The following is a 24,709-nucleotide window of genomic DNA, read 5'->3' as shown; positions in this document are numbered from 1 at the left end:
TCGTCGAGGACGCCTGGCAGCGGCCGGGCGGCGGCGGCGGACGCAGCCGGGTGCTGGCCAAGGGCGCGCTGTTCGAGCAGGCCGGCGTCAACTTCTCCCATGTTTATGGCGATGCGCTGCCCGCTTCCGCCACCGCCCATCGGCCGGAACTGGCCGGCCGCGGCTTCCAGGCCATGGGCGTATCGCTGGTGATCCATCCGGAGAACCCGCACATCCCCACCAGCCACGCCAATGTCCGCTTCTTCATCGCGGAGAAGGACGGCGAGGCCCCGGTGTGGTGGTTCGGCGGCGGCTTCGACCTGACGCCCTTCTATCCGGTGGAGGCCGACGCGGTGCACTGGCACCGCGTGGCCCGCGACTTGTGCCTGCCTTTTGGCGAACAGGTCTACCCGGACTACAAGCGCTGGTGCGACGAGTACTTTTTCCTGAAGCACCGCAACGAGGCGCGCGGCATCGGCGGCCTGTTCTTCGACGATCTGAACGCCTGGGGCTTCGATTCCTGTTTCCGCTTCATGCAGGCGGTGGGCAACGGCTTCACCGATGCCTATCTGCCCATCGTCGAGCGTCGCCGGCACGACAGCTGGGGACAGCGCGAGCGCCAGTTCCAGCTCTATCGCCGCGGCCGATATGTAGAATTCAACCTGGTCTGGGACCGCGGCACCCTGTTCGGCCTGCAATCCGGCGGCCGCACCGAATCCATCCTGATGTCGATGCCTCCGTTGGCGCGCTGGGAGTACGATTACCAGCCGGAACCGGGCAGCCCGGAAGCGGCGCTGAGCGAACGCTTCCTGACGCCGCGCGACTGGCTGGCCTGAGCCGGCGCAGCGGCCCGGCCAATCACAAGGACCACGAAATCGGGTATCCTTGCGCAGCCATTCATAATCATTCACACAAAATCCGTTCCGCATGAGCCAACCCCTTTCCTCGGCCGGCCGCTCCGGCCTTGCCGCCCGTTTCCGTGTGGAAACGGCGCTGTGGCTATTGTTCGCCGCCATCTGGTTTGGCTCGCTCGGCTACCGCGGGCTGATACACGCCGACGAGGGCCGCTACGCCACGCTATCGCTGTTCATGTTGCATAGCGGCGACTGGATCACCCCGCGCCTGAACGGTCTGCTGTATTTCGAAAAACCGGCGCTGCAATACTGGATGGGCGCGCTGAGCTTCGCCGCCTTCGGCGTCAACGAGTTCGCCGCCCGCTTCTGGCCGGGCCTGACCGGCTTCTTGACGGTGGCGATGTGCGGCTTCACCGCGCGCCGGCTGTGGGGCGTCGATGCCGGTCGCTACGCGGCGCTGGCCGCCGGCAGCTGCGCCTGGATCATCGCCAACAGCCACTTCCTGGCGCTGGACATGGGGGTCAGCTTCTTCCTGACCGTGGCGCTGTGCGGCTTCCTGCTGGCGCAGCATGACGGCGCCGACGCGCGCGCAAGCCGCAACTGGATGTGGGTCACCTGGGCGGCGATGGCCGCCGCCACGCTGAGCAAGGGCTTGATCGGCCTGCTGATTCCCGGCGCCACCCTGGTGCTGTACAGCCTGCTGAACTGGCAATGGGCATTCTGGAAGCGCATGCACTGGCTCAGCGGGCTGGCCTTGTTCCTGCTGCTGACCGCGCCGTGGTTCATCCTGGTGTCGCAGCGCAACCCCGATTTCGCCCATTTCTTCTTCATCCGCGAGCACCTGGAACGTTTCCTCACCACCGAGCACAAACGCACCGGCGCGCCGTGGTATTTCGTGCCCTATCTGCTGCTGGGCCTGCTGCCCTGGACCAGCTTGCTGCCGGCGCTGTGCCGCGACGGCTGGCGCGAGCCGGGCGCGCGACTGCGCGTCGGCCGCCTGTTGCTGATCTGGTCGGTCTTCATCTTCGCCTTCTTCAGCAAGTCCAGTTCCAAGCTGCCGTCCTACATCCTGCCGATGTTCCCGGCGCTGGCGCTGCTGCTGGCGCCCACGCTGCAGCGCATGCCGGCCGCCGCGCTGAAAAAGCACCTGCTGCCGGCGCTGCTGCTGTGGCTGGTGGCGCTGGCCGTGTATCCCTTCGTCGACCGCTTCGCCTCCGAGGACACGCCGCTGCCGGTGCTGCACGGCTTCGCCCATTTCGTCGCCGTCGCGGCGCTGCTGTTCCTGGGCTGCGCCGTCGCCGCCTGGCGCCTGCTGGGCCGCGAGCGCAAGCTGGCCGCGCTGAGCTGGCTGGCCTTCGGCAGCCTGCTCGCCGTCAGCATCGCCGCCGCCGGCCATGACAGCTACGGCAAGCTGAAGGGCAGCAAGGAGATCGTGGCCCAGATTCAGCCTTATCTGCGCGCGGACACGCCGGTGTTCTCGGTGCGTTACTACGACCAGACCTTCCCCTTCTACCTGGGCCGGCCGGTCACCCTGGTGCAGTTCGTCGACGAGTTCGAATTCGGCGAAGGCCAGGAACCGCAGCGCTGGATGCCGCGGCTGGAACAATTCGTCGCCGCCTGGAACGCCGCGCCGCGCGCGCTGGCGATGACCGACCCCGCCACCTTCCAGGAGCTGCAAGCGCTGCGCCTGCCGATGCGGGTGGTGTACCAGGACCCGCGCCGCATGGTGGTGGCCAAGCCCTGAAACTGCTAAAACCAATGGACTCTTTATGAAGTTGATCGAATTCAGCCTGATCCTGCTCGGCGTCTTGCTCAATGCCGCCGCCCAGCTGTGCCTGAAAGCCGGCGTGCGCCAGATCGGCCATTTCGACTTTTCCGCCGCCAACGCGCTGCCGATAGGCTGGTCGCTGGCCACCAATCTGCCCATCATCGGCGGCCTGTCCTGCTACGTGGTCAGCGTGGTGGTGTGGATCATGGCGCTGTCGCGGGTGGAAGTCAGCGTCGCCTATCCCATGCTGTCCATCGGCTATGTGGTCAACGCGCTGCTGGCCTACTGGCTGTTCGGCGAAGCGCTGAGCGCGCAGAAGCTGATCGGCATCGGCGTCATCATCATCGGCGTGGTGCTGGTGGCACGTAGTTAAGGCTTATTTTTGCCACGGAAACACACGGAATGACACGGAAAATAAAACGCCCACTCAGCAGCAGACAAGATTCAATGATGCAAAACGAATTTGAATGACTGTTTTTGTCCGTGCATTTCCGTGTGCTTCCGTGGCTAATTTTCAGGGTTTGAATATGGATTTTCTACCGTTTACCCGCCCGGACATCGACGAAGCCACCATCGCCGCCGTCGGCGAGGTGCTGCGCTCCGGCTGGATCACCACTGGTCCCAAGTCCCGTCAGTTGGAAGCCGAGCTGTCCGCCCATGTCGGCGGCCGTCCGGTGCGGGTGGTGGCCTCCGCCACCGCAGCGCTGGAAATGGCGCTGCAAGTGGCCGGCGTCGGCCCCGGCGACGAGGTGATCACCTGCCCGCTGAGCTGGGTGGCCACCGCCAACGTGATTCTGAAAGTCGGCGCCAAACCGGTGTTCGTCGACGCCGACCGCGCCAGCCGCAATATCGACCTGAACCTGGTGGAAGCGGCGATCACCCCGCGCACCCGCGCCATCATCCCGGTGGACCTGGCCGGCTTGCCGGTGGACCGCGACCGCCTGTACGACATCGCCAAGCGCCATCGGCTGCGCGTGATCGAGGACGCCGCCCAGTCCATGGGCGCCAACTGGCGCGGCCGCCGCATCGGCAGCGACGGCGACCTGGTGTCGTTCAGTTTCCACGCCAACAAGAACATGACCAGCGGCGAAGGCGGCTGCCTGGTGCTGAACGACGAGGACGAGGCGCGCCTGTTCGAGAAGCTGCGGCTGCAGGGCGTCACCCGCCACGCCGACGGCGGCATGGATGTGGACGTGCTGGGCGGCAAGTCCAATATGACCGACATCGCCGCCGCCATCGGCCTGGGCCAGCTGCCGCGGCTGGAGGGCTTCAACGCCCGCCGCCGCGCACTGGCCGCGCGGTATTTCCGCCATTTCGACCGCGCGCTGGGCTGCGAGCTGCCGTTGGAAGACATGTCCCAGAGCAACTGGCATATGTTCCAGCCGCTGCTGCCGCTGGATCGGATGAGCATTGACCGCGGCGAATTCATCGCCCGGATGAAAGACCTGGGCATAGGCGTGGGCGTGCACTACCCCGCCATGCATTTGTTCACCCTGTTCCGCGAGATGGGCTTCCAACCGGGTGATTTCCCGGTGGCGGAAGACATCGGCCGCCGCACCGTCACCCTGCCGCTGTTCCCGGCCATGGCCGACGAGGACGTGGAACGCGTGTGCGCCGCCGTGAGCGGCGTGCTGAAGCCCGTGCTGAGCGTATAAAACATTATGAAAAGCGTAATCGATCTTTCCGTCGTCATCCCGGTATACAACGAGCAGGACGTGCTGCCGGCGCTGTTCGACCGCCTCTACCCGGCGCTGGACGCGCTGGGCGTGTGTTATGAAATCGTCTTCGTCAACGACGGCAGCCGCGACAAGAGCCCGGCCATGCTCGCCGCGCAGTTCGACCAGCGCCCGGACGTGACCCGGGTGGTGCTGTTCAACGGCAACTTCGGCCAGCATCGCGCCATCCTCGCCGGTTTCGAATACAGCCGCGGCGAACGGGTGGTGACACTGGACGCCGACCTGCAAAACCCGCCGGAAGACATCAAGCTGCTGCTGGCGGAAATGGACAAGGGCCACGACTACGTCGGCTCCATCCGCCGCCAACGCAACGACAGCCTGTGGCGCCACCTAGCCAGCCGCGCGATGAACCACCTGCGCGAGAAGCTGACCCGCATCAAGATGACCGACCAGGGCTGCATGATGCGCGCCTACAGCCGCCGCATCATCGACACCATCAATCAGTGCAACGAGCTGCACACCTTCATCCCGGCGCTGGCCTACCAGTTCGCGCAGAATCCGACCGAAGTCACCGTCGGCCATGAAGAACGCTTCGCCGGCGAATCCAAGTATTCGCTGTACAGCCTGATCCGTCTGAATTTCGATCTGATGACCGGCTTCTCCATCGTGCCGCTGCAGTTGTTCTCGCTGCTGGGCATGCTGGTTTCCGCCGGCTCCGGCGTGCTGGTGGTCTACCTGGTGCTGCGCCGGCTCATCGTCGGCCCGGAAGTGGGCGGACTGTTCACCCTGTTCGCCATCGCCTTCCTGCTGATCGGCATCGCGCTGTTCGGCATCGGCCTGCTCGGCGAATATATCGGCCGCATCTACCAGGAAGTGCGGGATAGGCCGCGCTATGTGATCGGCGCGGTGCTGGAGCAAAAGGACAAGCCATGAAAGCCGTGGTGTTCGCTTATCACAATGTCGGCGTGCGCTGCCTGAAGGCGCTGCTCGGCGGCGGCGTGGAGGTGGCGCTGGTGGTCACCCACCGCGACAATCCCAAGGAAAACATCTGGTTCGCCAGCGTGGAGCAGGTCGCCCGCGACCATGGCATCCCGGTGATCACCCCGGACGACCCGAACACGCCGGAAGTGCTGGCCCGGGTGCAGGCGGCGCGACCGGACTTCCTGTTCTCCTTCTACTACCGCCACATGCTGAAGGCCCCGCTGCTGGAGTGCGCGGCGCGCGGCGCCTTCAATATGCACGGCTCGCTGCTGCCCAGATACCGTGGCCGGGTGCCGATCAACTGGGCCATCATCCACGGCGAAACCGAAACCGGCGCCACCTTGCACGTGATGAACGTCAAACCGGACAACGGCCCCATCGTCGATCAGATGGCGGTGCCCATCCTGCCAGACGATAATGCCGACGAGGTGTTCGCCAAGGTCACCGTGGCCGCGGAAATGGTGTTGGCGCGCAGCCTGCCGGCGCTGCTCGCCGGCCAGACTGAATTCCGCCAGCAGGACTTGAGCCTGGGCGGCTATTTCGGCGGCCGCAAGCCGGAGGACGGCCGCATCGACCCGCTGGCCGGCGCCGCCCAGCTGCACAACTTCGTGCGCGCGCTGAGCCACCCGTTCCCGGGCGCCTTCGCCGACACCGAAAGCGGCCGGCTGGTGATCTGGAAAACGCTGCGCGCCGGCAGCCACGGCCAGGCGCTGCAAGGCGCGCGGCTGCGCGCCGATGACGGCGCCTTGTGGCTGGAAGCGGTGGACGGCGGTTGCCTGAAAGTATTATCCGCCACGCTGGACGGCGCGCCGCTGGAACAACTGGCGGAACCGCTGGCGCTGAATTGACACGACGGTGACAGGGCCGCGGCGCCCTTCGCCGCGCGAAACACTTATGCAAATCAAGGTCCCCCAAGGGGACGATGAAGGAAATCTCAATGAAAAAAGTACTGATCCTGGGCGTGAACGGCTTCATCGGCCACCACCTGACCAAGCGCATCATCGAAACCACCGACTGGCACATCTACGGCATGGACATGCACGATGACCGCGTGGCCGAGTGGAAAGACCATCCGCGCTTCCACTTCTTCGAAGGCGACATCACCATCAACAAGGAGTGGATCGAATACCACGTGAAGAAGTGCGACGTGGTGCTGCCGCTGGTGGCCATCGCCACCCCATCCACCTATGTCAACAATCCGCTGCGCGTGTTCGAGCTGGACTTCGAAGCCAACCTGCCCATCGTGCGCCAGTGCGTGCAGTACAAGAAACACCTGGTGTTCCCGTCCACTTCGGAAGTCTACGGCATGTGCCATGACGAAGAGTTCGACCCGGAGAACTCCGAGCTGATCTGCGGCCCGATCAACAAGCCGCGCTGGATCTACTCCTGCTCCAAGCAGCTGATGGACCGCGTGATCCACGCCTACGGCATGCAGGAAGGCCTGAACTACACCCTGTTCCGCCCGTTCAACTGGATCGGCGGCGGCCTGGACAATATCAACACGCCGAAGGAAGGCTCCAGCCGCGTGATCACCCAGTTCCTGGGCCACATCGTGCGCGGCGAAACCATCAAGCTGGTGGACGGCGGCCATCAGAAACGCGCGTTCACCTATGTCGACGACGGCATCAGCGCGCTGATGAAGATCATCGAGAACAAGGACGGCAAGGCTTCCGGCCAGATCTACAACATCGGCAATCCGACCAATAACTACTCCATCCGCGAACTGTCCGCGATGATGCTGGACCTAGCCCGCGTCTACCCGGAATACCAGCTGAACGCCGACAAGGTGAAGATCGAGGAAACCACCTCCGGCGCTTACTACGGCAAGGGTTATCAGGACGTGCAGAACCGCGTGCCCAAGATCGCCAACACCATGGCGGACCTGGACTGGAAGCCGAGCGTGACCATGGCCGACGCGCTGCGCGGCATCTACGACTACTACCGCGACCAAGTGGCCGCCAGCCGCGACCTGTCCGAGTAAGCGGCTCCCGGCGCCAGGCGAGATAGAAAGTCCGGCGCCGGTTTCAGAGATACCCCATGAAAAAACTCGCCCTTAAAATCGACGTCGACACCTGGCGCGGCACCCGCGACGGCGTGCCGCGGCTGATGCACATGCTGCAGCAGCATCACGCCAAGGCCACGTTTTTGTTCAGCCTGGGTCCGGACCACACCGGCCGCGCGATCAAGCGGGTGTTCCGCCCCGGCTTCCTGTCCAAGGTGTCGCGCACCTCGGTGGTGGAGCACTACGGCATCCGCACCCTGCTGTACGGCACCGTGCTGCCCGGCCCGGACATCGGCAAGCGCGAAGCCGAGCTGATGCGCGAAGTGCGCGCGCAGGGCTTCGAGGTCGGCATCCACACCTGGGACCACATCAAGTGGCAGGACTACGTCGCCGGCAAGGACGCCGCCTGGACCCGCGCCGAAATGCGCAAGGCGGCCGAACGCTTCGAACGGATCTTCGGCGAACCGGCGCGCACCCACGGCGCCGCTGGCTGGCAGATCAACGACGCGGCGCTGGCCTATGAGCGTGAACTGGGCATGCTTTACGCGTCCGATGGCCGCGGCAGCCACCCGTTCCAGCCGGTGGACGCCGCCGGCCAGCCCTTGGGCGTGCCGCAGCTGCCCACCACGCTGCCGACGCTGGACGAGTTGATCGGCCTGGACGGCCTCACCGCCGACAATGTGCACAAGCACATTCTGGAACTGACCGAGGACGAGCCCGCCACCGGCCATGTCTACACGCTGCACGCCGAACTGGAAGGCCTGCGCCTGGGCTACACCTTCGAACACCTATTGGTGGGCTGGAAGGCCCAGGGCTATCAGCTGTGCAGCTGCATAGAACTGTTCAGCAGCCTGGACGCCGCCTCCCTGCCCAATGGCCGCGTGGTGATGGGCGAGATCCCCGGCCGCAGCGGCACGCTGGCGTTGCAGGCCTGAATTCAGCCGCCGGCCAGCCGGTCCAGCAGCGCGCGCAGCCGTTCCATCCGTTCGGCCAGCCCCTCGGTGATGCCCTGCAGCAGCATGTCCTCCAGTCCTCGCGCCAGCTCGGCCAGTTCCGGCTGGCGCATGGTCAAGGCCGCGCCGTAAATGCGATGCAGATGCTGGCTGGCGGACGACCATTGCGTGTTCTGAATCGCCAGCACCGCCTTGTGGTAATCCCGCTCGTTGTGCTCGACGAACAGCGTCCATAAATCTTCCGACTGCTCCGAACGCTGCGCCGCCACCGCCGGTAGCGCGTCCGGCAGCCACAGAAACAATATCTGCTGCAAGTCCTTGATCCGCAATGGCTTGACCAACACCCCGTTCATGCCGCTGCTCATGCACTTTTCCCTGTGCGCATCGTCATTGGCCGCCGAGATCGCCACGATGGGCACCAGCGCGCGGCCCTCCGCCCGTTCCTGCGCGCGTATCCGCCGCGCCGCCTCGTAGCCGTTGATATCCGGCAGGCTGCAATCCATCAGAATCAGCTGGATATCCGGCTTGCCCTTCAAGATGGACAGGCTGCTCAGTCCAGTGCTGGCCACCGTGGTGGCGCAGCCCAATTGCCGCAACTGCTCGCAGATCATCAATTGATTGGCCGGGTGATCCTCCACCACCAACACCAGTTGTCCCTGCCCCACTTTTTGCGGCGGCTCCGCCAGCGGCGGCTCTGGCTCCCGCCGCGCCAGTTCCTGCCCCAATTGCACCGGCAGCGTGATGGTGAAGGTGGCGCCGGACACACCATCGCTGTCCAGCGCGATGCGTCCTCTCATCAGCTCCACCAAGCGCTTGCAGATGGCCAACCCCAGGCCGGAACCGCCGAATTTGCGGTTGATGTCGGCATCCGCCTGCACGAAAGCGTCGAAAATGGTTTTCTGCGCCGCCAGCGGCACGCCGATGCCGGTGTCCATCACTTGGCACACCAGCCAGCCACGCTCGGCGCCCGGCTTGCCTTCGCGGAAATCCGCCTTCAGCGTCACCGCGCCCTGGTCGGTGAACTTGATCGCATTGGAAATCAGATTGTGCAACACCCGCTGCAGGTGCGAAGGGTCCAGGCATAGCGCCCGCGGCGGCAGATTGCAAACGTAATGCAGCTCCAGCCCCTTCATCTTGGCCGCCAGCGCATACAGTCTGACCAGCCCTTCCAGAATGCCGCCGACATCGACGAAGAACGGTTCCAGCCGCTCCTGGCCGGCATCCAGCCGCGAGGCGTTGAGAATATTGTTGAGCAATTGCAACATGCTGTTGGCCGCCAGATTGGACTGCAGCACCAATTCGCGCTGCTGCTCGCCCAGCGGCATGGTTTGCAGTAACTCGCCGGCGGCGATGATGGCGTTCATCGGCGTGCGGATTTCATGGCTGACCACCGCCAGAAACTCGCTCTTGGCCGCCTCGCCCATCCGCGCCTTGCGCAGCAGCTTGGTGGTGGTGCGTATCGCCAGCAGCAGCGCGAAGAACAGCAGCACCAGCACGATGCCCTCGCCGGCATAGCTGCGGAACACATTGTAGACCGACGGCCGCGCCGCCACCTGCTCCTCCCAGGCGGAGCGGGCCGCGTCGACATCGTCGGCCGACATCCGCTCCAGGCTGCGCCGCAAAATGGCATAGAGCAGCGGCTGGCTCTTGCTGACCCCCATGCGGTAGATCGCGTAATAGCCCGGCAGCGCGCCGGAACTGGTCAGTTCGGGAAAACGATGGCGCAGCAGGAAGCGCGCATAGCTTTCCGGCACCAGGCCGACATCGGCGCGCCGCTCCTGAATGGCCAATAGCGCCTGCGTCGGCGTTTCCACCGGCACCAGTTTCAGGCTGGCATTGTCTCCCAGCAGCCAGGAACGGGAATTGTCGTTGAAGATGAAGGCGACCTTCTGGCCGTGCAGATTGTTGAAGTCGTAGACCACCGGATGATCGCGGCGGGTGATCGCCATCAAGGGCTGCGAGGAGTACGGCTGAGTGAAATAGTAATGCTTGTTCAGGTTCAAATCGCCGATCGCGTCCTGATTGATGCTGGCCAGCATCATCGCCCGCCCGCCCAGGGTGGCCGCCATCAGTTCCTGGACCGAATGCGCCTGCACGATATTGAAGCGCAGCCCGGTCTGCGCCTCGACATATTGCAGGAAATACGCCTCCATGCCCTTGAAGGGCACGCCGCTGTTCTTGCGCTCCGGCAATGGCTTGGACCTGAGCACATACACATCCACCACCGGGTGCTGCCGCGCCCATGCGGCCTCTTCACGGGTCAGCCAGGTCTTGCCGACCGGATCGCCGCAGCCGGACAGCAAGCCCAGCAGCAACACCCAGACGCTCAGGTGTAGAAGTCGCACCATTACTCCAATTTGGAATGCAGTAAAAACAGCTCGCGGTCAGTGCTGATGCCCAGCTTCTGGAACGCCGCCTTCTTCTGGGTGCTGACCGTCTTGATGCTGCGTGAGAATTTGTCCGCGATCTGGCTGGTGCTCATGCCGTCCAGACAGCAACGCACCACTTCGCGCTCACGCGGCGACAAGCGCGAATAAGGGTCCAGCGTGTTGCCGTCCCCTCGTTTACAGTCGCCCGACAGCAGCAGGTCCATCTCGCTCATCATTTTGGCGGTCAGATACACCCGGCCAGCATGCACGCTGCGGATCGCACCAGCCAGCGCGTCCACCGGCTGCGCCTTGCTGAAAAACCCTCTGGCGCCCGCGCGCAACATCAAGTTGATGGTGCCGACCAGGTCCACCGACGACAGCACCAGGATCTTGCACTCTGGATAACGCACGCTGATGGACTGGATCAGGTTCAGGCCGTCCACTTCGTCGCTGCCCAGGGAGAAATCCATCAGCAGCACGTCCGGCAGGCGTTCGCGGAAAACCGACAACAGCTGGGTGCTATGGGCGAAGCTGCCGATGATCTCGAACTCCGGGTAGCGCTTGAGGCTGGCCTCCAGCCCTACCCTGACCACGTCGTGATCATCCAGGATCATCAGCGATATTCTTTTTTTCATGCCATTCTCATTAAAATTGGCTCAATATGGTTAGCGTCGCGACTTGCGGAAACCATTCCCGGATATCCCCTCCCCCGCAAGCCTGTGTCGTGACGCAACCATCCCTAGCCGCTGTCGCCGCGCGCGCCGCGCCGGCATCGCGTCAATGCCACGCCATCCGCTCCTGCTGCAACAATTCGATGTAGCGCTGCGGCGCCATCGGGCGATGCAGGCCGAAGCCCTGGCCCACTTCGCAGCCCATCTCCCGCAAAGCCTTGATATGCCTTGAGCTCTCCACCCCTTCCGCCACCACCTGCAGCTTCAACTCCTTGCCCAGTTGGATGGAGGAACGGACGATTTCATAGTGCCGCGAGCTTTCCAGCATGGAGGCGACGAACAACTGGTCCAGCTTCAAGGAAGAGAAAGGCATGTCGGACAGCATCTTCAACGAGGAAATGCCGATGCCGTAGTCGTCGCAGGCGATGCCGAAACCATTGGCGCGCAGCTGGTTCAGCGCCACCATCAGGTCCAGGCCGATTTCAGGCTCAATGTTTTCCGTCAGCTCTATCACCAGCAAGGAACGCGACAGCTTGGCGCGGTCCCAGCGCGACATGATCTCGCTGACGATATTGGGCGATGCCAACGTGCCGGCCGAGGCGTTGATGGCGATGGGCAATTGCACACCCTGCCCGGCCAAGGCCTGCTGCGTGGCGATCACCCCGCCCAACACATGGAAAAACAACAACAAATCCAGACCCAGCTTGTTCACCACCGGCAAAAACACCGCGGGGCGGATATTGCCGCGGGTCGGATGCGAACAGCGCGCCAGCGCCTCGGCGCCTATCACCGCGCCATCGCGCAGCCGCACCAAGGGCTGCAGGTCAATCGAGATCGTGCCCTTGGAACACAGCGCCTCTATCACCTCCTGCTCGCTGAACGGACGGGTGCCCAGCCGCCCCGGCACGCCATGGGCGCCGGCCGCCTCGGCCATGGCCGCGCGCGCCTGCACCACCTGGCGCAACAAACGCAAACAGGCATCGGCATCCATGGGCAGGCTGGCCGCCCAGACGTAGTTGAAACCCGCCTCGCGCGCCAACCTCACATGGGACTCCTGCAAAGTCTTGCTGGCCCGGCTGTGCCACAGCAACATCGGCGCATCCGCCAGTTCGCCGCGGCGCAGGCCGGCATGCACCTTCGCAACCAGCTCGGCGCCGCCGCCATCGGGCATCTGGATATCGCAAATCAGCAAGTCCACCGGCTCGCGCAACAGCTCCTGTTCCGCCTCGCGAATATGGCCGCAACAGCGGATATTGCGAATACCGGCCTGCAACAGCAGGCGCTGGAGCGGTTCGCTTTCCCGCTGCGGCCCGGACACCAGCATAATGTTAAGATTTTCCATCGATTCCCTACCTTTTGGAATACCGGCAGCCTGATATCCGCAAATATGGCATTTGCGCGCTGTCGTTTTTCAACATCCCAAAAGCATGCATTAGATAAGCTTAATTGCCAGGGTTCCTTGTTTGGCTTTTAAATGACAATGTGGCATCACAGTGCCGCGTAAGCTGGAATCGCGTCAATGAATCTAAAGAATCGTTCAACAATCCCTGCCAGACCTCCCGCCAGCACCATGCCGCCGGCAAGGCCTTGATTCACATCACAGCACCACATGACAAAGGGATTTTTATTTTTTATTGCTTCATCAGTCATTTATTTGGAAAAAGCCACCTTTCCATAAAAACCACTGGTAAACGCAGCGACCCATCATCGCCACTTTCGCCCAGCGCGTCCCTGTATTTAATCAAGCTTAATTGCGCTGCTTTAATTAGGCTTTACCAGACCATAGTAAAAAGCGTCCCCAAAACCACAAATAGGATTTGTCTTAAATTACATCGCATACATCTTTTGATGCTCATTTAATTTATTTTAGATATTAATGTTTTGGTAAATATTAATGAATTAAATAAGCGAACACCATATGCAACGCTCAGGAAAAAGGACGCACCAGCGCAGATGGAGCATTGAGCAAGACAAAGGGGAAGCAACAAATTTATCCGCTAGATGGTCTGGGTCTGACAGCAGGCCCGCCGCGGCATCGCTGCGCGGTCGGCCAACTCTCAAATGCGGAACAATGGAGGGACGGAAGTGGACATCAGACAGGTGGCGACGCCCCCTGTCTGGCGAGAAGACTCAGGGTGAGCAGCGACGCTCAATCTCGCTTGTTCAGACGCAAAGTCAGCATCAGCTCGCCTTCGCCATCGTTCTGCGACTGGATATTCTTCAAAGTAATGCCGCTAGGCAGCAACACGCTGATGCCGTGGCCGACACCATACTTGGACAAGGTTTTTTCCAGTTGCCGCGCCACCCCCTTGGCCGGCAAGCGCGCCTCTTCGTCCAGCGCGAAGCCATAGGATTCGGCGGCGGAACCCATCGCCTGCTCCACCTGTTCACGCGGCACGAACTTCTCGGCGGCGCTGGCCAATTGCCTGGCCGATACATCCTCCTCGCCGCTCACCAGATTGAGAAACTCGTCCTTGAAGCGCGCCTGCTGCATGGGATCGTCGATTTCCTCGGACAGCTGTTCCACCACGCTGGCCATCATCTTGCTGCTGGAGGCCTTGTCCGGCACCCGCATCGCCTTCAGGAAATCCTCCAGCCAGAACTTGGCCTCGCGGCTGAGTCGATCCACCGCGTACACCGTGGGACCGTGCTCCAGGATCAGCGCGCCCTTGTCGATCAGCCGCGGATTGATGCCCGAGGCGTGGCTGATGTCGAACACATCGCCGGACTCCACCACGGTGAGGAAATCATCGCGGATCTCGGACTTGAACACCCCCAGCGCGCGCAGTTCGCGGTCGCCGTCATTGAGACCGGAAAACAAGATCACCAGCAAATCGCCGGCATTGATGTTGGGATGCTGCGAACGCGCATACAAATGCTTGGCGATGCGCTGCGACACCTCGAGGAAATCCAGCTCGCCGCGGAAGAACTGGCGGGTGAAATGGTAAATCTCATTGAGATTGAGATCGGACTCATGGAAAAACTGGTGCTGGCGCTTGTCCGACACGATGTTCTTCAAATAGCCGCCCAGCAGCAAGGAAGACACTTCCTCGTCCACCGCGCTGGCCCGCTCGGACAGACGCGCGCCCTCGCCGCGCGAGGCATTGCCCACCCGGTGCACCACCAGCCGCTCCACTCTGCATTCGCCTATCGCCAACATGCCCACGCTCCCGCCTAAAATCGAATGCGCGATTATTGCCACTGCGCCCGGGCTTGGCAACCGCGAAAGCGGCCTGCTATTCCGGTAAAGCCAGCGGATCGTCGGTCAGGGAGTCCGCCAGGAAGTCCATCAGCAGACGCACCTTGGGCGACAGTTGACGGTTCTGCGGCGTCAGCGCCCAAATGCCTTCGTCCGGCTCGCGGTAATCGGCCAGCACTTCGACCAGTTCGCCGCTGGCCAGGCCGGCGGCGACGTAGTAATCCGGCAACTGCGCCAGGCCCAGCCCCTGCCGCGCCGCGTGCGCCAGCGCGTGGCCGCTATTGCAGCGCAGGCTGCCCTTGACCCGCACCTGCCGCCGCCGGCCGCCATCCAGCAGATGCCAGTGCTCGCTCCCCAGCGACAGACAGCTGTGGTGCTCCAGATCCGCCGGTTCCAACGGCCGGCCATGCAGCGCCAGATAGGCCGGCGCCGCGCACACATGATGACGGCGCGAGGCCAGCCGCCGCGCCATCAGCGAGGAATCCTCCAGATGGCCGATGCGAATCGCAAGGTCGTAGCCGTCCTGCACCAGGTCCAGCACCTGATTGGACAGGTTCAGCGTCGCTTCCAGCTGCGGATGACGCTGCAGGAAGCGCACCAGCAAAGGCGCGATATGGCTCTGGCCGTAAGCCAGTGGCGCGGTCAGCTTGAGCTTGCCCTGAGGCTGCGCCTGGTGGCGCGAGATCGCCTGCTCCGCCTCGGCCAGCGAATCCAGCAGCTGGCGGCAGTGGCGCAGATACAACGCTCCGATCTCGGTCAGCGCCTGATGGCGCGTGGTGCGATACAGCAGCTTGGCGCCCAAGCGCTGCTCCAGCTGCGTGACCTGGCGGCTGACCTGGGCGACGGAAATGCCCAGCGCCTGCGCCGCCTTGGTGAAACTGCCCTGCTCCGCCACGCTGACGAATTCGCAAATGCCTTCCCAACCCAACATTATTTCACCTCGGAAAAAATCATTTACCAATTGCGACGATTATCTATTCAAACGAGGGAAATACAATCAAAGTTTTGCCGTCGCGGCCTTCGGCCCGCTACGGCGATCCAACACCAAGGAGAGCTCATGAGCCAGGACATCATCAAGTGCAAGGCCGCCGTGGCCTGGGCCGCGGGCCAGCCGCTGAGCATAGAAGAAGTGGAAGTGCAGCCGCCGCGCGCCGGCGAGGTGCGGGTGAAAATGGTGGCCACCGGTGTGTGCCACACCGATGCCTTCACCCTGTCCGGAGAAGACCCGGAAGGCGTGTTCCCCTGCATCCTGGGCCATGAAGGCGGTGGCATCGTCGAATCCGTCGGCCCCGGCGTCAGCAGCGTGGCGGTGGGCGATCATGTGATCCCGCTGTACACCCCGGAATGCCGCGAGTGCAAATTCTGTCTGTCCGGCAAGACCAATCTGTGCCAGAAAATCCGCGCCACCCAGGGCAAGGGCCTGATGCCGGATGGCAGCACCCGCTTCTCCAAGGACGGCAAGCCCATCTACCACTATATGGGCACCTCCACCTTCGCCGAATACACGGTGCTGCCGGAAATCTCGCTGGCCAAGGTCAACCCGGCCGCGCCGCTGGAAGAAGTGTGCCTGCTGGGCTGCGGCGTCACCACCGGCATGGGCGCGGTGATCAACACCGCCAAGGTCAAGGCCGGCGACAGCGTGGCCATCTTCGGCCTGGGCGGCATCGGCCTGTCCGCCATCATCGGCGCGCGCATGGCCGGCGCCGGCCGCATCATCGGCATCGACATCAACGACAGCAAGTTCGAGCTGGCGAAAAAGCTGGGCGCCAGCGACTGCGTCAACCCCAACGATTTCGACAAGCCGATCCAGGACGTGATCGTGGAGATGACCGACGGCGGCGTCGACTTCTCCTTCGAATGCATAGGCAATGTCAAAGTGATGCGCGCGGCGCTGGAATGCTGCCACAAGGGCTGGGGCGAATCGGTGATCATAGGCGTGGCCGGCGCCGGGCAGGAAATCTCCACCCGTCCGTTCCAGCTGGTCACCGGCCGGGTATGGCGCGGCTCCGCCTTCGGCGGCGTGCGCGGCCGCAGCGAGCTGCCGGACTACGTGGAGCGTTATCTGAAGGGCGAATTCCGCCTGGACGACTTCATCACTCACACCATGCCGCTGGAGCGCGTCAACGAAGCCTTCGATCTGATGCACGAGGGCAAGAGCATCCGTTCCGTGATCCATTACTGAGCCGGAGACCCGAGTGAACCTGGAAAACATCAGCGCCAACAAGTCGTTCGGCGGCTGGCAGCGGCAGTATCTGCATGATTCGACGACGCTGGGCTGCCGCATGCGCTTCGCCGTCTATCTGCCGCCGCAGGCCAGCCCGCAGCGGCGCGTGCCGGTGCTGTACTGGCTGTCCGGCCTGACCTGCACCGACGAGAACTTCATGCACAAGGCCGGCGCTCAGCGCGTGGCCGCCGAGCTGGGCCTGGCCATCGTCGCGCCGGACACCAGCCCGCGCGGCGCGGACGTGGCCGATGACGAAGCCTTCGACCTGGGCCAGGGCGCCGGCTTCTACCTGAACGCCACCCAGGCGCCCTGGGATCGTCACTACCGGATGTACGACTACGTCAGCCAGGAGTTGCCGGCGCTGATCGCCGCCCACTTCCCGGTGACCGGCAAGCCCGCCATCGCCGGCCATTCCATGGGCGGCCACGGCGCGCTGATCTGCGCGCTGAAACGGCCGCAGGACTATGCGTCGGTGTCGGCGTTCAGCCCGATCTGCCATCCGCTCAACGCGCCCTGGGGCCAGAAGGCCTTCGCCGCCTATCTGGGCGAAGACCGCGACACCTGGCAGGAATGGGATGCCAGCCTGCTGCTCGCCGCCGCGCCGCAGCGCCTGCCGCTGCGCGTGGACGTGGGCCTGGCCGACAGCTTCCTCGACACCCAGCTGCAGCCGGAAGCGCTGGAGCAAGCGGCCCAGGCCTGCGGCTATCCGCTGGAACTGTACCGCCACGCCGAGTACGACCATAGCTACTACTTTGTCGCCAGCCTGATCGAGGAACAGCTGCGCTTCCATGCGCGCCATCTCGGCCTGTGACACGGCGGAACGCAAAAAAGCCAGGCATAGCCTGGCTTTTTTGTTGAATCTGGTGGAGGGAGAAGGATTCGAACCTTCGAAGGCAGAGCCGTCAGATTTACAGTCTGATCCCTTTGACCGCTCGGGAACCCCTCCAGAGAGAGGCGCATAATATAGCTCCTCGGCGCCGGCGTCAATCCTCCGCGCGCCATCGCCTGTCCTGGCCACCGCCGCCGCGCCTGTGGATTTGGCAAATCTGCGCGCGCCGACGCGCAGCCTCGCCAAGAAATCCAGCCTTGCCATTGGCATGATCTCCGCCATCAGGGACTCGCCCTGACCACTGGAGACAACAATGCCCAAGCTCCCTCTCGCCGCGCTATGCCTGAGCCTCGCCGCCGCCTTGCTCGCGCAGCCGGCGCTGGCCGCGCCCAAAGCGCAGAAAGTGCCGCACCAGGCCCAGGCGCAAGCGCGCCCGAAACAGGCGCCGCCGCCGCGGCAATGGCAGCAACGTCCGCCAAGCGACGCGCAATCCCGCTACCGGCTGCCCGACGCCAAGACCGTGATCGGCAAGCCCAAGAGCAAATTGATTGCCCACGCCGCCACCGCCCAATGCCAGGACATGAAAGTCATGGCCGGTTACAGCGGCGCGGCGCTGGCCAACTACCTGGTGGGCCTGCCCGACTACACCTGCACCTACGGCCTGTTCTCGCTGGACAGCAAGCTGGCCGCCACCCTCTACAGCCCGGCCAACCTCAACGCCGTCGCCGGACGCTTCGCCCAGGAAGCAGCCGCCTACAACGCCGGCTCCATGGCCCTGGTCAACCTCACCCTCTATCTGCGCGCCGGCTACTACCTGGCCAGCGGCGGCACCCTGCCGGCGCCGGACGCCAATCTGCAAACCGTGCTGCGCCCCGGCATCAAGCGGCTGGCCGATGGCAGCGCGCTGTTCGCCGCCAATGCCCAGGCGCCCACCACCGCCGGCGAAGTGATGAAGCTGATCACCAATATGGCGGACGAGGCCTACTACCTGCCCAGCATGCGCGCCATCGTGCAGCGCTACACCAATGACGCCACCCAGCCCAACGCCGCCCAAGCGCTGCGCGAAACCACCGCCAGCCAGGGCTTCACCGGCGCGCTGACCGTGTTCTTCTACGCCCACGGTCGCGCCAACGCCGCGCCGCTGCTGCAGAACGACGGCAGCTATTCGGCGGCGCTGACCCGCTTCGCGCAAGCCAACAAGGCCGCCCTGCTCGGCACCGAGAGCGCCTTCCAGCTGGGCGACGCCACTCGCGAAGGGCTGCGCTTCATGCAATACCCGGCGCTGAAACCGGCGATCAAGCCGCAGGCGCAAGCCATCCTGGCCGCCAGCAGCATGACCGGCAACGACAATGAACTGTGGCTGGCCGCCGCCGAAGCGGTGAAGTATTACGATGCCGCCAGCTGCGCCGACTACGGCACTTGCAACTTCGAAACCCGGCTCGCCGACGCCATCCTGGTCAACCGCTACACCTGCAGCGCCAGCATCCGCATCCGCGCCCAGGAAATGAGCCAGGAACAACTGCAAAACTCCTGCGCGCTGCTGCAAAAAGAAGAGTCCTACTTCCACCAGATGCTGCAAACCCGCAAACAGCCGGTGGCCAACGACAACAACACCTCGCTGGAAGTGGTGGTGTTCGACGATTACAACAACTACGCCAAGTACGCGTCGGTGATCTACGGCATCAGCACCGACAACGGCGGCATGTATCTGGAAGGCGATCCGGCCGCGGCCGGCAACCAGGCGCGCTTCATCGCCCACGAAGCCTCCTGGCTGCGCCCAACCTTCAAGATCTGGAACCTGGAGCACGAATACATCCACTACCTGGACGGCCGCTTCGACATGTACGGCGACTTCGGCGCCAGCACCCGCCAGCCCACGGTGTGGTGGATAGAAGGCCTGGCCGAATACCTGTCGCTGGGCAATGGCAACCAGCCGGCGATAGACGCCGCCCGCAGCGGCAACTACGCGCTGAGCCAGATCTTCGGCAACACCTACGACATGCCGGACTACGTGACCCGCGCCTATCGTTGGGGCTATATGGCCACCCGCTTCATGATGGAGCGCCACCGCGCCGATGTGGACGGTTTCCTCACCCGCTTCCGCAGCGGCGATTACAACGGCTACATGGACCAGATGCGCCTGATAGGCAAGCGCTACGACGCCGAGTTCGCCAGCTGGGCGCAAAGCGCCACCACCGCCGGCCAGCCGCCGCTGCCGTCCGAGCCCGGCCTGCCGCCGTGCAAGGAAACCTCGCCCAACTACCTGGGCAAAAACTGCGCCATCGGCGGCCTTTCCGCTTCCACCTCCGGCGCGGCCTACGCCGCCATCCTGCTGCCGGCCGGCGCGCGCAACCTCAAGCTGTGGACCAGCGGCGGCAGCGGCGACGTCGATCTCTACGTGGCGCTGGACCGCTACCCGACGCCGGCCAGCTATGACAACGCCTCGGCCGGCGCCGGCAACGAGGAAAGCGTCAGCATCGCCGCGCCGCAGACCGGCCGCTGGTACTACCTGACGCTGCAGGCGCGACAGGCGTTCGCCAATGTCAGCGTCAGCGCCAGCTACGATTAAGACCCGTTAACAAAACCCCTGATCCTGAGCTGCGCCTCCCTGTCGTGCCACGGGTACTGCCAGCGGCGGCGCGCCTTGGATCAGGTTCTCTGCTTGGTTTTGTTCGCGGTTCTAAACGTTCACCCGCAAGCGCCAGTCCTTGAACCGGCCCAACGCGCCCATGCCTTCCGCCGCGGCTCCCGTCGCGGCGGACTTGCAAAACGCATGAAAGTAATGCATTTTATTTTCAAGAAATGCCAATTGAATGACAGGAAGATTGATTAGATAGACAAACCCACCGCCGGCCCGCCGGCGCCGCTCAAGGACAAGCGCCGCGTCCATGCAGCTTCTTCATCCCTACATCGTCAGCGACCTCAACGCCATGCGCTCCATGGCGTCGTTGTTCGATCCGCTTCCCGATGTGGTCTTCTCGGTCAAGGACCTGCAATCCCGCTACCTGGCGTTGAGCGAGGGCTGCGTCGGCCGCTGCGCCTTGCGCAACAAATGGCAGGCGGAAGGCATGACCGCGCATGAGCTGTTTCCCAGCGCCATGGCCAACCGCTACCGCGATCAGGACCGGCAAGTGTTCGCCGAGTCCCAGCCCATGCGCAACCGGCTGGACCTCACCGTCTACCACGACCGCGCGCCTGGCTGGTGCCTGACCAACAAACAATCGCTGCACCACCCGGACGGGCGGCTGATGGGCTTGGTCTGCATCTCCAAGGACCTGACCGAGCTGACGCGGGAACGGCTGCTGGACGAGCGCTTCGCCGCCTGCGTCGATCACATCCAGACCCAATACCATCGCCCGCTGCGGCTGGAAGAACTGTGCGAATTGTCCGGCCTCAGCATCGGCCAGCTGGACCGGCGCATGAAGCGGGTGTTTCAGGCCAGCGTCGGCGAATTCATACGCCGCACCCGCATGGAAGCCGCCAGCCACGCCATCCAGCACAGCGGCCAGCCGCTGGCCGACATCGCCGCCAGCTGCGGCTTTTCCGACCAGAGCGCGCTGACCCGGCTATGCCGGCAAATGCTGGGCCTCAGCCCGCGCCAGCTGCGGCTGCGCACACTGTCCCAACGGCGCTAGCCCGCGCGCCAGGCCGCCACCGTCGCCACGCTCAACCAGGCCGCGCGCAGAATGCGCTCGCAATCGGCGAACGGCGCCTTGCCGCCGTCCAGCATGCCGTACATGCCCTCGAACAAACGCACCAGGAATTCGGTGGCGATGCGCACATCGGTCTCAGGCGGCAGCTCGCCCTGGGCAATCGCGCGCCGCAGCTGGCGGCGCACATAATGCAGGGTGGCGCGGTCCATCAGCTCGCGGCGGCGCAGAATGCCGCGGTTCTCCCGGTTGCGCTCGCACTTGTGATACAGAAACTCCGTCACCCGCTGCGCCGGCCCCGGCTCGTGAAACTGGCGCAGGTAATACATGCCCACCGCCACCAGGGTGTCGCCCGCCGACGCCTGCTCCGCCGGGAAACGCAGCGCGTCCAGTTCGAACACGCGGTCCACCATGGCCCGGCACACTTCCATTTTGTTGTCGTAATGGCCGTAGACCGCGCCGCGCGACACCCCGGCCTCATCGGCGATCTGCGCCATGGTGGCGCTGGCCACCCCCTGGCGCAGAAACACCCGTTCCGCGCCGTCCAGGATCGCGTCCCGGGTCTTTTGCGATTCTTCCTTGGTTTTTCTGGCCATATCCGCCTCTGAACTTTTCCCCAGATGCTACCTCAAATGATTAATTAATCAACCGTGATTGATTAATTAAACGGACGACACTCGGCGCGCTCAAGGCAAGGCGCGCCGGCCTGGCGTCCCTCGATCTTTTGAAACTCTTCTTAGGCACTACCCATGTCACACACAACGACAAACCACCGCGATCTGGACACGTTGCCGGTGTCCAAACTGTTCTGGCAATACACCATTCCCTCCCTGGCCGGCATGCTGGCCACCGGCCTTTACGTGGTCATCGACGGCATCTTCGTCGGCCACTTCGTCGGCAGCCACGGCCTGGCGGCCATCTCGCTGGCCTACCCGCTGGTGATGCTGCAAGTGGGCCTGGGCGCCATGCTGAGCATGGGCGCGGCCACCCGCATCGCCATCCTGCAAGGCGGCGGCGACTACGCCGCCGCGCGCGGCACCCTGGTTTCCGCGCTGGCCTTGCTGGCCTTGATCAGCCTGGCCATCCCGCTGCTGGGCCTCACTTATCTGGACACCCTGCTGCAATGGCTGCAAGCCGACCAACAGCCCGCGGTGATGACCGAGGCGCGCAACTACCTGCAATGGATGCTGGGCGGCGCGCTGTTCACCATGGGCCAGATGGTGGCCACCTATCTGCTGCGCAACGACGGCCGCCCGCGGCTGGCCACGCTGCTGATGGTGGTGGGATCGCTGCTCAACGTGGTGTTCAACTACCTGTTCGTCGGCGTGTTCAAGCTGGGCCTGGCCGGCTCGGCCCAGGCCACGCTGCTGTCCGAATCGGTGGTGATACTGGCCGGACTCGGCTATTTCTTCACCCGTCACGCGCGGCTGCGGCTGCGGCTCTCGCATCTGCGGCTGGACTGGCGCTACTGCGGCCCCATCCTGGCGCTGGGCCTGTCCAGCCTGTTGATGGAGTTCAACCTGGCCTTGCTGATGTTCGCCCACAACTTCCAGCTGCTGCGCTGGGGCACGGACCTGAGCGTGGCCGCCTACGCCACCGCCGGCTACAGCGAAGCGCTGTTCACCCTGGTGGTGCATGGACTGGCGGTGGGCCTGCAGCCGCTGCTCAGCCACTCCACCGGCGCGGGCCGGCCGGAGCGCACCCGCGAAGCGCTGCGCTACGGCCTGCGCGTGACCCTGCTGCTGGGCGTGACCGCGCTGGCGGTGGTGCAGCTGTTCCCCACCCTGATCGTGCGCATGTACAACAGCGAAGACCAGGCGCTGATCGCCGCCGGCAGCCACGCGCTGCGCCTGCACCTGCTGGCCATGCCCTTCGACGGGCTGGTGATCGTGGGCATTCTCGCGCTGCAAGCGATGGCGCTGACGCGGACGGCGCTGCTGCTGACCGTGGGCAAGACCCTGCTGCTGCTGCCGGCCTTATGGCTGCTGCCGCTGTGGCTGGCGCTGGACGGCGTGTGGCTGGCGATGCCGCTGGTCAACTTATTGCTGGGCACCGCCGCCGCGCTGGCCCTGTGGGGCGCGCTGCGCCGGCTGAAACGCGAGGCCGGCGCGCCAGCCGCGGCGTGATCCATACCGTTCTCGACACAATGGCCGGATTTCCGGCCATTTTTTTTAGGCATTGGCGAACCGGTTCCAATTGCCATTGTCTATATCCTTCGCGCGCTCGCTCGCGCCTCCTTGCTCTCGCATCCCGCGCCGGCTCCCGGCCGCCCCCACACCTTGTCTTGTTTCGAGGTCGCGGGATCGCGGGCCGATTCGTATAGTGATAACACCCGTCTGTTGGCAACCACGCCGCGGCTTGACTCCACCCCGTCAATAACAAGGAAAACAATGTCTCTGACCACCATTCCCCGCTGGACCGTCGCCGCCCCGCTTGTCGCCTGGGGCGCAATCCTGGCCTCATCCTCATTTTCTTCCTCCGCCTGGTTCATCGCCCTGCTGGCGGTGCTGCTGGCCGGCACCGTCTTCGCCGCCGTCCATCACGCGGAAGTGGTGGCCCACAAAGTGGGCGAGCCTTATGGAACGCTGATCCTGGCGCTGGCGGTGACGGTGATTGAAGTGGCGCTGATCGTCTCCTTCATGCTGGCCGGCGGCGAAAGCAAGCTGGCGCTGGCGCGCGACACCATCTTTTCCGCCATCATGATCACCTGCAACGGCATCCTCGGCATCTGCCTGCTGCTGGGCGGCTTGCGCCATCGCGAACAAAACTTCCAGCTCAGCGGCGCCAAGGCGGCGCTGACCGTGCTGGCCGCCATCTCGGTGCTGGCGCTGGTGCTGCCCAACTACGGCACTAGCGAGCCCGGCCCGCTGCTGTCCTCCTCGCAGCTGGCCTTCACCGGCGTGGTGTCGCTGGTGCTGTACGGCGCCTTCGTCTTCGTGCAGACCATACGTCACCGCGACTACTTCCTGGTGGAAGGCAGCCATAGCGAGGACGAACACGCGCCGCCGCCGTCCGCCAAAGTGACCATGATCAGCCTGGCGCTGCTGCTGGTCTGCCTGGTGGGCGTGGTCAGCCTGGCCAAGCTGCTGTCGCCGTCGATCGAAGGCTTCGTGGAAGCCGCCGGCGCGCCGGCCGCGGTGGTGGGCATCATCATCGCCGCGCTGGTGCTGCTGCCGGAAGGCCTGGCCGCCGCCAACGCCGCGCGCGCCGACCGGGTGCAGACCAGCCTCAACCTGGCGCTGGGTTCCGCCTTGGCCTCCATCGGCCTGACCATTCCCACCGTGGCGATGATCTTCGTCGTCATGGGAGAACCGCTGATCCTGGGCCTGGAAAACAAGGAAACCATCTTCCTGGTGCTGACCCTGGTGGCCAGCTCGCTGTCCTTGTCGGTGGGCCGCACCACCATTCTGCAGGGCATCGTCCACCTGGTGATCTTCGCGTCCTTCGTGTTCTTCGCCATCAGCCCCTGAGTTTTCCAGGCGCAAAACAAAACCGCCACCCGTTGCCGGCTGGCGGTTTTTTCATTGGCGGACCTGGTTCTCAGAACCGGTTCA

General features: G+C 64.1%; 22 protein-coding genes and 1 tRNA gene. 14 read left to right on the top strand and 9 right to left on the bottom strand.

Annotated elements, in window-relative coordinates:
- The 8 genes from hemF to LQT98_RS01135 all read left to right on the top strand — a co-directional run.
- The coding region (gene hemF, locus LQT98_RS01170) for an oxygen-dependent coproporphyrinogen oxidase (RefSeq protein ID WP_231460832.1) at positions 1-815 on the top strand (815 nt) is incomplete at its 5' end.
- A gap of 91 nt (positions 816-906) precedes the next feature.
- A complete protein-coding gene (locus LQT98_RS01165; protein ID WP_231460831.1) occupies positions 907-2,577 on the top strand; it encodes a glycosyltransferase family 39 protein in 1,671 nt (556 codons plus the stop codon).
- Positions 2,578-2,602: 25 nt separating this feature from the next.
- Positions 2,603-2,974, top strand: coding sequence for an SMR family transporter (locus LQT98_RS01160; protein WP_048409357.1), 372 nt, complete (start codon positions 2,603-2,605; stop codon positions 2,972-2,974).
- Positions 2,975-3,128: 154 nt separating this feature from the next.
- Entirely contained in the window at positions 3,129-4,256 is a 1,128-nt protein-coding gene (locus LQT98_RS01155; RefSeq protein WP_231460830.1) for a DegT/DnrJ/EryC1/StrS family aminotransferase, read from the top strand.
- Positions 4,257-4,262: 6 nt separating this feature from the next.
- Positions 4,263-5,210, top strand: coding sequence for a glycosyltransferase (locus tag LQT98_RS01150; protein ID WP_048409355.1), 948 nt, complete (start codon positions 4,263-4,265; stop codon positions 5,208-5,210).
- Positions 5,207-6,106 (top strand): formyltransferase, encoded by a 900-nt coding sequence (locus LQT98_RS01145; RefSeq protein ID WP_231460829.1) that lies wholly within the window; start codon positions 5,207-5,209, stop codon positions 6,104-6,106. Before LQT98_RS01150 ends, LQT98_RS01145 begins: the two co-directional genes overlap by 4 nt.
- A gap of 89 nt (positions 6,107-6,195) precedes the next feature.
- The gene (locus LQT98_RS01140; RefSeq protein ID WP_048409353.1) at positions 6,196-7,239 is read left to right on the top strand and encodes a bifunctional UDP-4-keto-pentose/UDP-xylose synthase; all 1,044 of its coding nucleotides are present in this window, start codon (positions 6,196-6,198) and stop codon (positions 7,237-7,239) included.
- Between the two features lie 56 nt (positions 7,240-7,295).
- Positions 7,296-8,195, top strand: coding sequence for a 4-deoxy-4-formamido-L-arabinose-phosphoundecaprenol deformylase (locus LQT98_RS01135; protein WP_048409352.1), 900 nt, complete (start codon positions 7,296-7,298; stop codon positions 8,193-8,195).
- Positions 8,196-8,197: 2 nt separating this feature from the next.
- Here the strand turns inward: LQT98_RS01135 and LQT98_RS01130 are convergent, their stop codons facing one another.
- The 6 genes from LQT98_RS01130 to LQT98_RS01105 all read right to left on the bottom strand — a co-directional run bounded on the left by LQT98_RS01130 (position 8,198) and on the right by LQT98_RS01105 (position 15,383).
- The gene (locus tag LQT98_RS01130; protein ID WP_231460828.1) at positions 8,198-10,561 is read right to left on the bottom strand and encodes an ATP-binding protein; all 2,364 of its coding nucleotides are present in this window, start codon (positions 10,559-10,561) and stop codon (positions 8,198-8,200) included.
- Positions 10,561-11,217: a response regulator transcription factor gene (locus LQT98_RS01125; protein ID WP_053074328.1), complete on the bottom strand. Its 657-nt coding sequence runs from the start codon at positions 11,215-11,217 to the stop codon at positions 10,561-10,563. The genes LQT98_RS01130 and LQT98_RS01125 overlap by 1 nt, the downstream gene beginning before the upstream one ends.
- A gap of 142 nt (positions 11,218-11,359) precedes the next feature.
- On the bottom strand, positions 11,360-12,595 hold the full coding sequence (locus LQT98_RS01120) for an EAL domain-containing response regulator (RefSeq protein ID WP_231460827.1): 1,236 nt from the start codon (positions 12,593-12,595) through the stop codon (positions 11,360-11,362).
- Positions 12,596-12,741: 146 nt separating this feature from the next.
- Positions 12,742-12,903, bottom strand: a complete 162-nt coding sequence (locus LQT98_RS01115; protein ID WP_231460826.1) for a hypothetical protein — start codon at positions 12,901-12,903, stop codon at positions 12,742-12,744.
- A 499-nt stretch (positions 12,904-13,402) separates the two neighbouring features.
- Entirely contained in the window at positions 13,403-14,413 is a 1,011-nt protein-coding gene (locus LQT98_RS01110) for a nucleoid-associated protein (protein ID WP_231460825.1), read from the bottom strand.
- Positions 14,414-14,489: 76 nt separating this feature from the next.
- Positions 14,490-15,383, bottom strand: coding sequence for a LysR family transcriptional regulator (locus tag LQT98_RS01105; protein ID WP_231460824.1), 894 nt, complete (start codon positions 15,381-15,383; stop codon positions 14,490-14,492).
- 126 nt (positions 15,384-15,509) lie between these two features.
- On the opposite strand from LQT98_RS01105, the gene LQT98_RS01100 reads away from it, so the two are divergent.
- Entirely contained in the window at positions 15,510-16,634 is a 1,125-nt protein-coding gene (locus LQT98_RS01100; protein ID WP_048409348.1) for an S-(hydroxymethyl)glutathione dehydrogenase/class III alcohol dehydrogenase, read from the top strand.
- Between the two features lie 19 nt (positions 16,635-16,653).
- Positions 16,654-17,487 carry an S-formylglutathione hydrolase gene (fghA, locus tag LQT98_RS01095; RefSeq protein WP_231460833.1) on the top strand — a complete coding sequence of 278 codons (834 nt, stop codon included), beginning with the start codon at positions 16,654-16,656 and terminating at the stop codon, positions 17,485-17,487.
- A 50-nt stretch (positions 17,488-17,537) separates the two neighbouring features.
- Here the strand turns inward: fghA and LQT98_RS01090 are convergent.
- Positions 17,538-17,622: transfer RNA gene (locus LQT98_RS01090), tRNA-Tyr, on the bottom strand.
- Positions 17,623-17,818: 196 nt separating this feature from the next.
- Here LQT98_RS01090 and LQT98_RS01085 point away from each other — a divergent pair.
- Positions 17,819-20,074 (top strand): M9 family metallopeptidase, encoded by a 2,256-nt coding sequence (locus LQT98_RS01085; protein ID WP_231460823.1) that lies wholly within the window; start codon positions 17,819-17,821, stop codon positions 20,072-20,074.
- A gap of 111 nt (positions 20,075-20,185) precedes the next feature.
- Here the strand turns inward: LQT98_RS01085 and LQT98_RS01080 are convergent, their stop codons facing one another.
- On the bottom strand, positions 20,186-20,395 hold the full coding sequence (locus LQT98_RS01080; protein WP_231460822.1) for a hypothetical protein: 210 nt from the start codon (positions 20,393-20,395) through the stop codon (positions 20,186-20,188).
- Between LQT98_RS01080 and LQT98_RS01075 the strand changes: the two genes are divergently transcribed.
- A complete protein-coding gene (locus LQT98_RS01075) occupies positions 20,394-21,140 on the top strand; it encodes an AraC family transcriptional regulator (RefSeq protein WP_231460821.1) in 747 nt (248 codons plus the stop codon). The genes LQT98_RS01080 and LQT98_RS01075 overlap by 2 nt on opposite strands.
- On the opposite strand, the gene LQT98_RS01070 is transcribed toward LQT98_RS01075, so the two are convergent.
- Positions 21,137-21,751 (bottom strand): TetR family transcriptional regulator, encoded by a 615-nt coding sequence (locus tag LQT98_RS01070; RefSeq protein WP_231460820.1) that lies wholly within the window; start codon positions 21,749-21,751, stop codon positions 21,137-21,139. The two genes, LQT98_RS01075 and LQT98_RS01070, sit on opposite strands and share 4 nt — an antisense overlap.
- A 153-nt stretch (positions 21,752-21,904) precedes the next feature.
- Between LQT98_RS01070 and LQT98_RS01065 the strand changes: the two genes are divergently transcribed.
- On the top strand, positions 21,905-23,281 hold the full coding sequence (locus tag LQT98_RS01065) for an MATE family efflux transporter (RefSeq protein ID WP_231460819.1): 1,377 nt from the start codon (positions 21,905-21,907) through the stop codon (positions 23,279-23,281).
- A gap of 264 nt (positions 23,282-23,545) precedes the next feature.
- Positions 23,546-24,625 (top strand): calcium:proton antiporter, encoded by a 1,080-nt coding sequence (locus LQT98_RS01060; RefSeq protein WP_231460818.1) that lies wholly within the window; start codon positions 23,546-23,548, stop codon positions 24,623-24,625.
- Positions 24,626-24,709 lie beyond the last annotated feature (84 nt).

Origin of the sequence: Chromobacterium aquaticum (genome assembly GCF_021129195.1) — a bacterium.
Classification (GTDB): Bacteria; Pseudomonadota; Gammaproteobacteria; order Burkholderiales; family Chromobacteriaceae; genus Chromobacterium; species Chromobacterium aquaticum.
Note: the sequence above shows the minus strand (reverse complement) of the source record. Positions and strands in the feature narration are given on the sequence as shown.

Bases quoted from the DNA above. Each gene is read 5' to 3' on its own strand.
- LQT98_RS01140 (WP_048409353.1), top strand. From the start codon at position 6,196: ATGAAAAAAGTACTGATCCTGGGCGTGAACGGCTTCATCGGCCACCAC.
- LQT98_RS01160 (WP_048409357.1), top strand. From the start codon at position 2,603: ATGAAGTTGATCGAATTCAGCCTGATCCTGCTCGGCGTCTTGCTCAAT.
- LQT98_RS01105 (WP_231460824.1), bottom strand. From the start codon at position 15,383: ATGTTGGGTTGGGAAGGCATTTGCGAATTCGTCAGCGTGGCGGAGCAG.
- LQT98_RS01100 (WP_048409348.1), top strand. From the start codon at position 15,510: ATGAGCCAGGACATCATCAAGTGCAAGGCCGCCGTGGCCTGGGCCGCG.
- LQT98_RS01165 (WP_231460831.1), top strand. From the start codon at position 907: ATGAGCCAACCCCTTTCCTCGGCCGGCCGCTCCGGCCTTGCCGCCCGT.
- LQT98_RS01130 (WP_231460828.1), bottom strand. From the start codon at position 10,561: ATGGTGCGACTTCTACACCTGAGCGTCTGGGTGTTGCTGCTGGGCTTG.
- LQT98_RS01155 (WP_231460830.1), top strand. From the start codon at position 3,129: ATGGATTTTCTACCGTTTACCCGCCCGGACATCGACGAAGCCACCATC.
- LQT98_RS01070 (WP_231460820.1), bottom strand. From the start codon at position 21,751: ATGGCCAGAAAAACCAAGGAAGAATCGCAAAAGACCCGGGACGCGATC.
- LQT98_RS01085 (WP_231460823.1), top strand. From the start codon at position 17,819: ATGCCCAAGCTCCCTCTCGCCGCGCTATGCCTGAGCCTCGCCGCCGCC.
- LQT98_RS01065 (WP_231460819.1), top strand. From the start codon at position 21,905: ATGTCACACACAACGACAAACCACCGCGATCTGGACACGTTGCCGGTG.
- LQT98_RS01150 (WP_048409355.1), top strand. From the start codon at position 4,263: ATGAAAAGCGTAATCGATCTTTCCGTCGTCATCCCGGTATACAACGAG.
- LQT98_RS01125 (WP_053074328.1), bottom strand. From the start codon at position 11,217: ATGAAAAAAAGAATATCGCTGATGATCCTGGATGATCACGACGTGGTC.
- LQT98_RS01075 (WP_231460821.1), top strand. From the start codon at position 20,394: ATGCAGCTTCTTCATCCCTACATCGTCAGCGACCTCAACGCCATGCGC.
- LQT98_RS01115 (WP_231460826.1), bottom strand. From the start codon at position 12,903: ATGACTGATGAAGCAATAAAAAATAAAAATCCCTTTGTCATGTGGTGC.
- LQT98_RS01110 (WP_231460825.1), bottom strand. From the start codon at position 14,413: ATGTTGGCGATAGGCGAATGCAGAGTGGAGCGGCTGGTGGTGCACCGG.
- LQT98_RS01120 (WP_231460827.1), bottom strand. From the start codon at position 12,595: ATGGAAAATCTTAACATTATGCTGGTGTCCGGGCCGCAGCGGGAAAGC.
- LQT98_RS01135 (WP_048409352.1), top strand. From the start codon at position 7,296: ATGAAAAAACTCGCCCTTAAAATCGACGTCGACACCTGGCGCGGCACC.
- LQT98_RS01060 (WP_231460818.1), top strand. From the start codon at position 23,546: ATGTCTCTGACCACCATTCCCCGCTGGACCGTCGCCGCCCCGCTTGTC.
- LQT98_RS01080 (WP_231460822.1), bottom strand. From the start codon at position 20,395: ATGGACGCGGCGCTTGTCCTTGAGCGGCGCCGGCGGGCCGGCGGTGGG.
- LQT98_RS01145 (WP_231460829.1), top strand. From the start codon at position 5,207: ATGAAAGCCGTGGTGTTCGCTTATCACAATGTCGGCGTGCGCTGCCTG.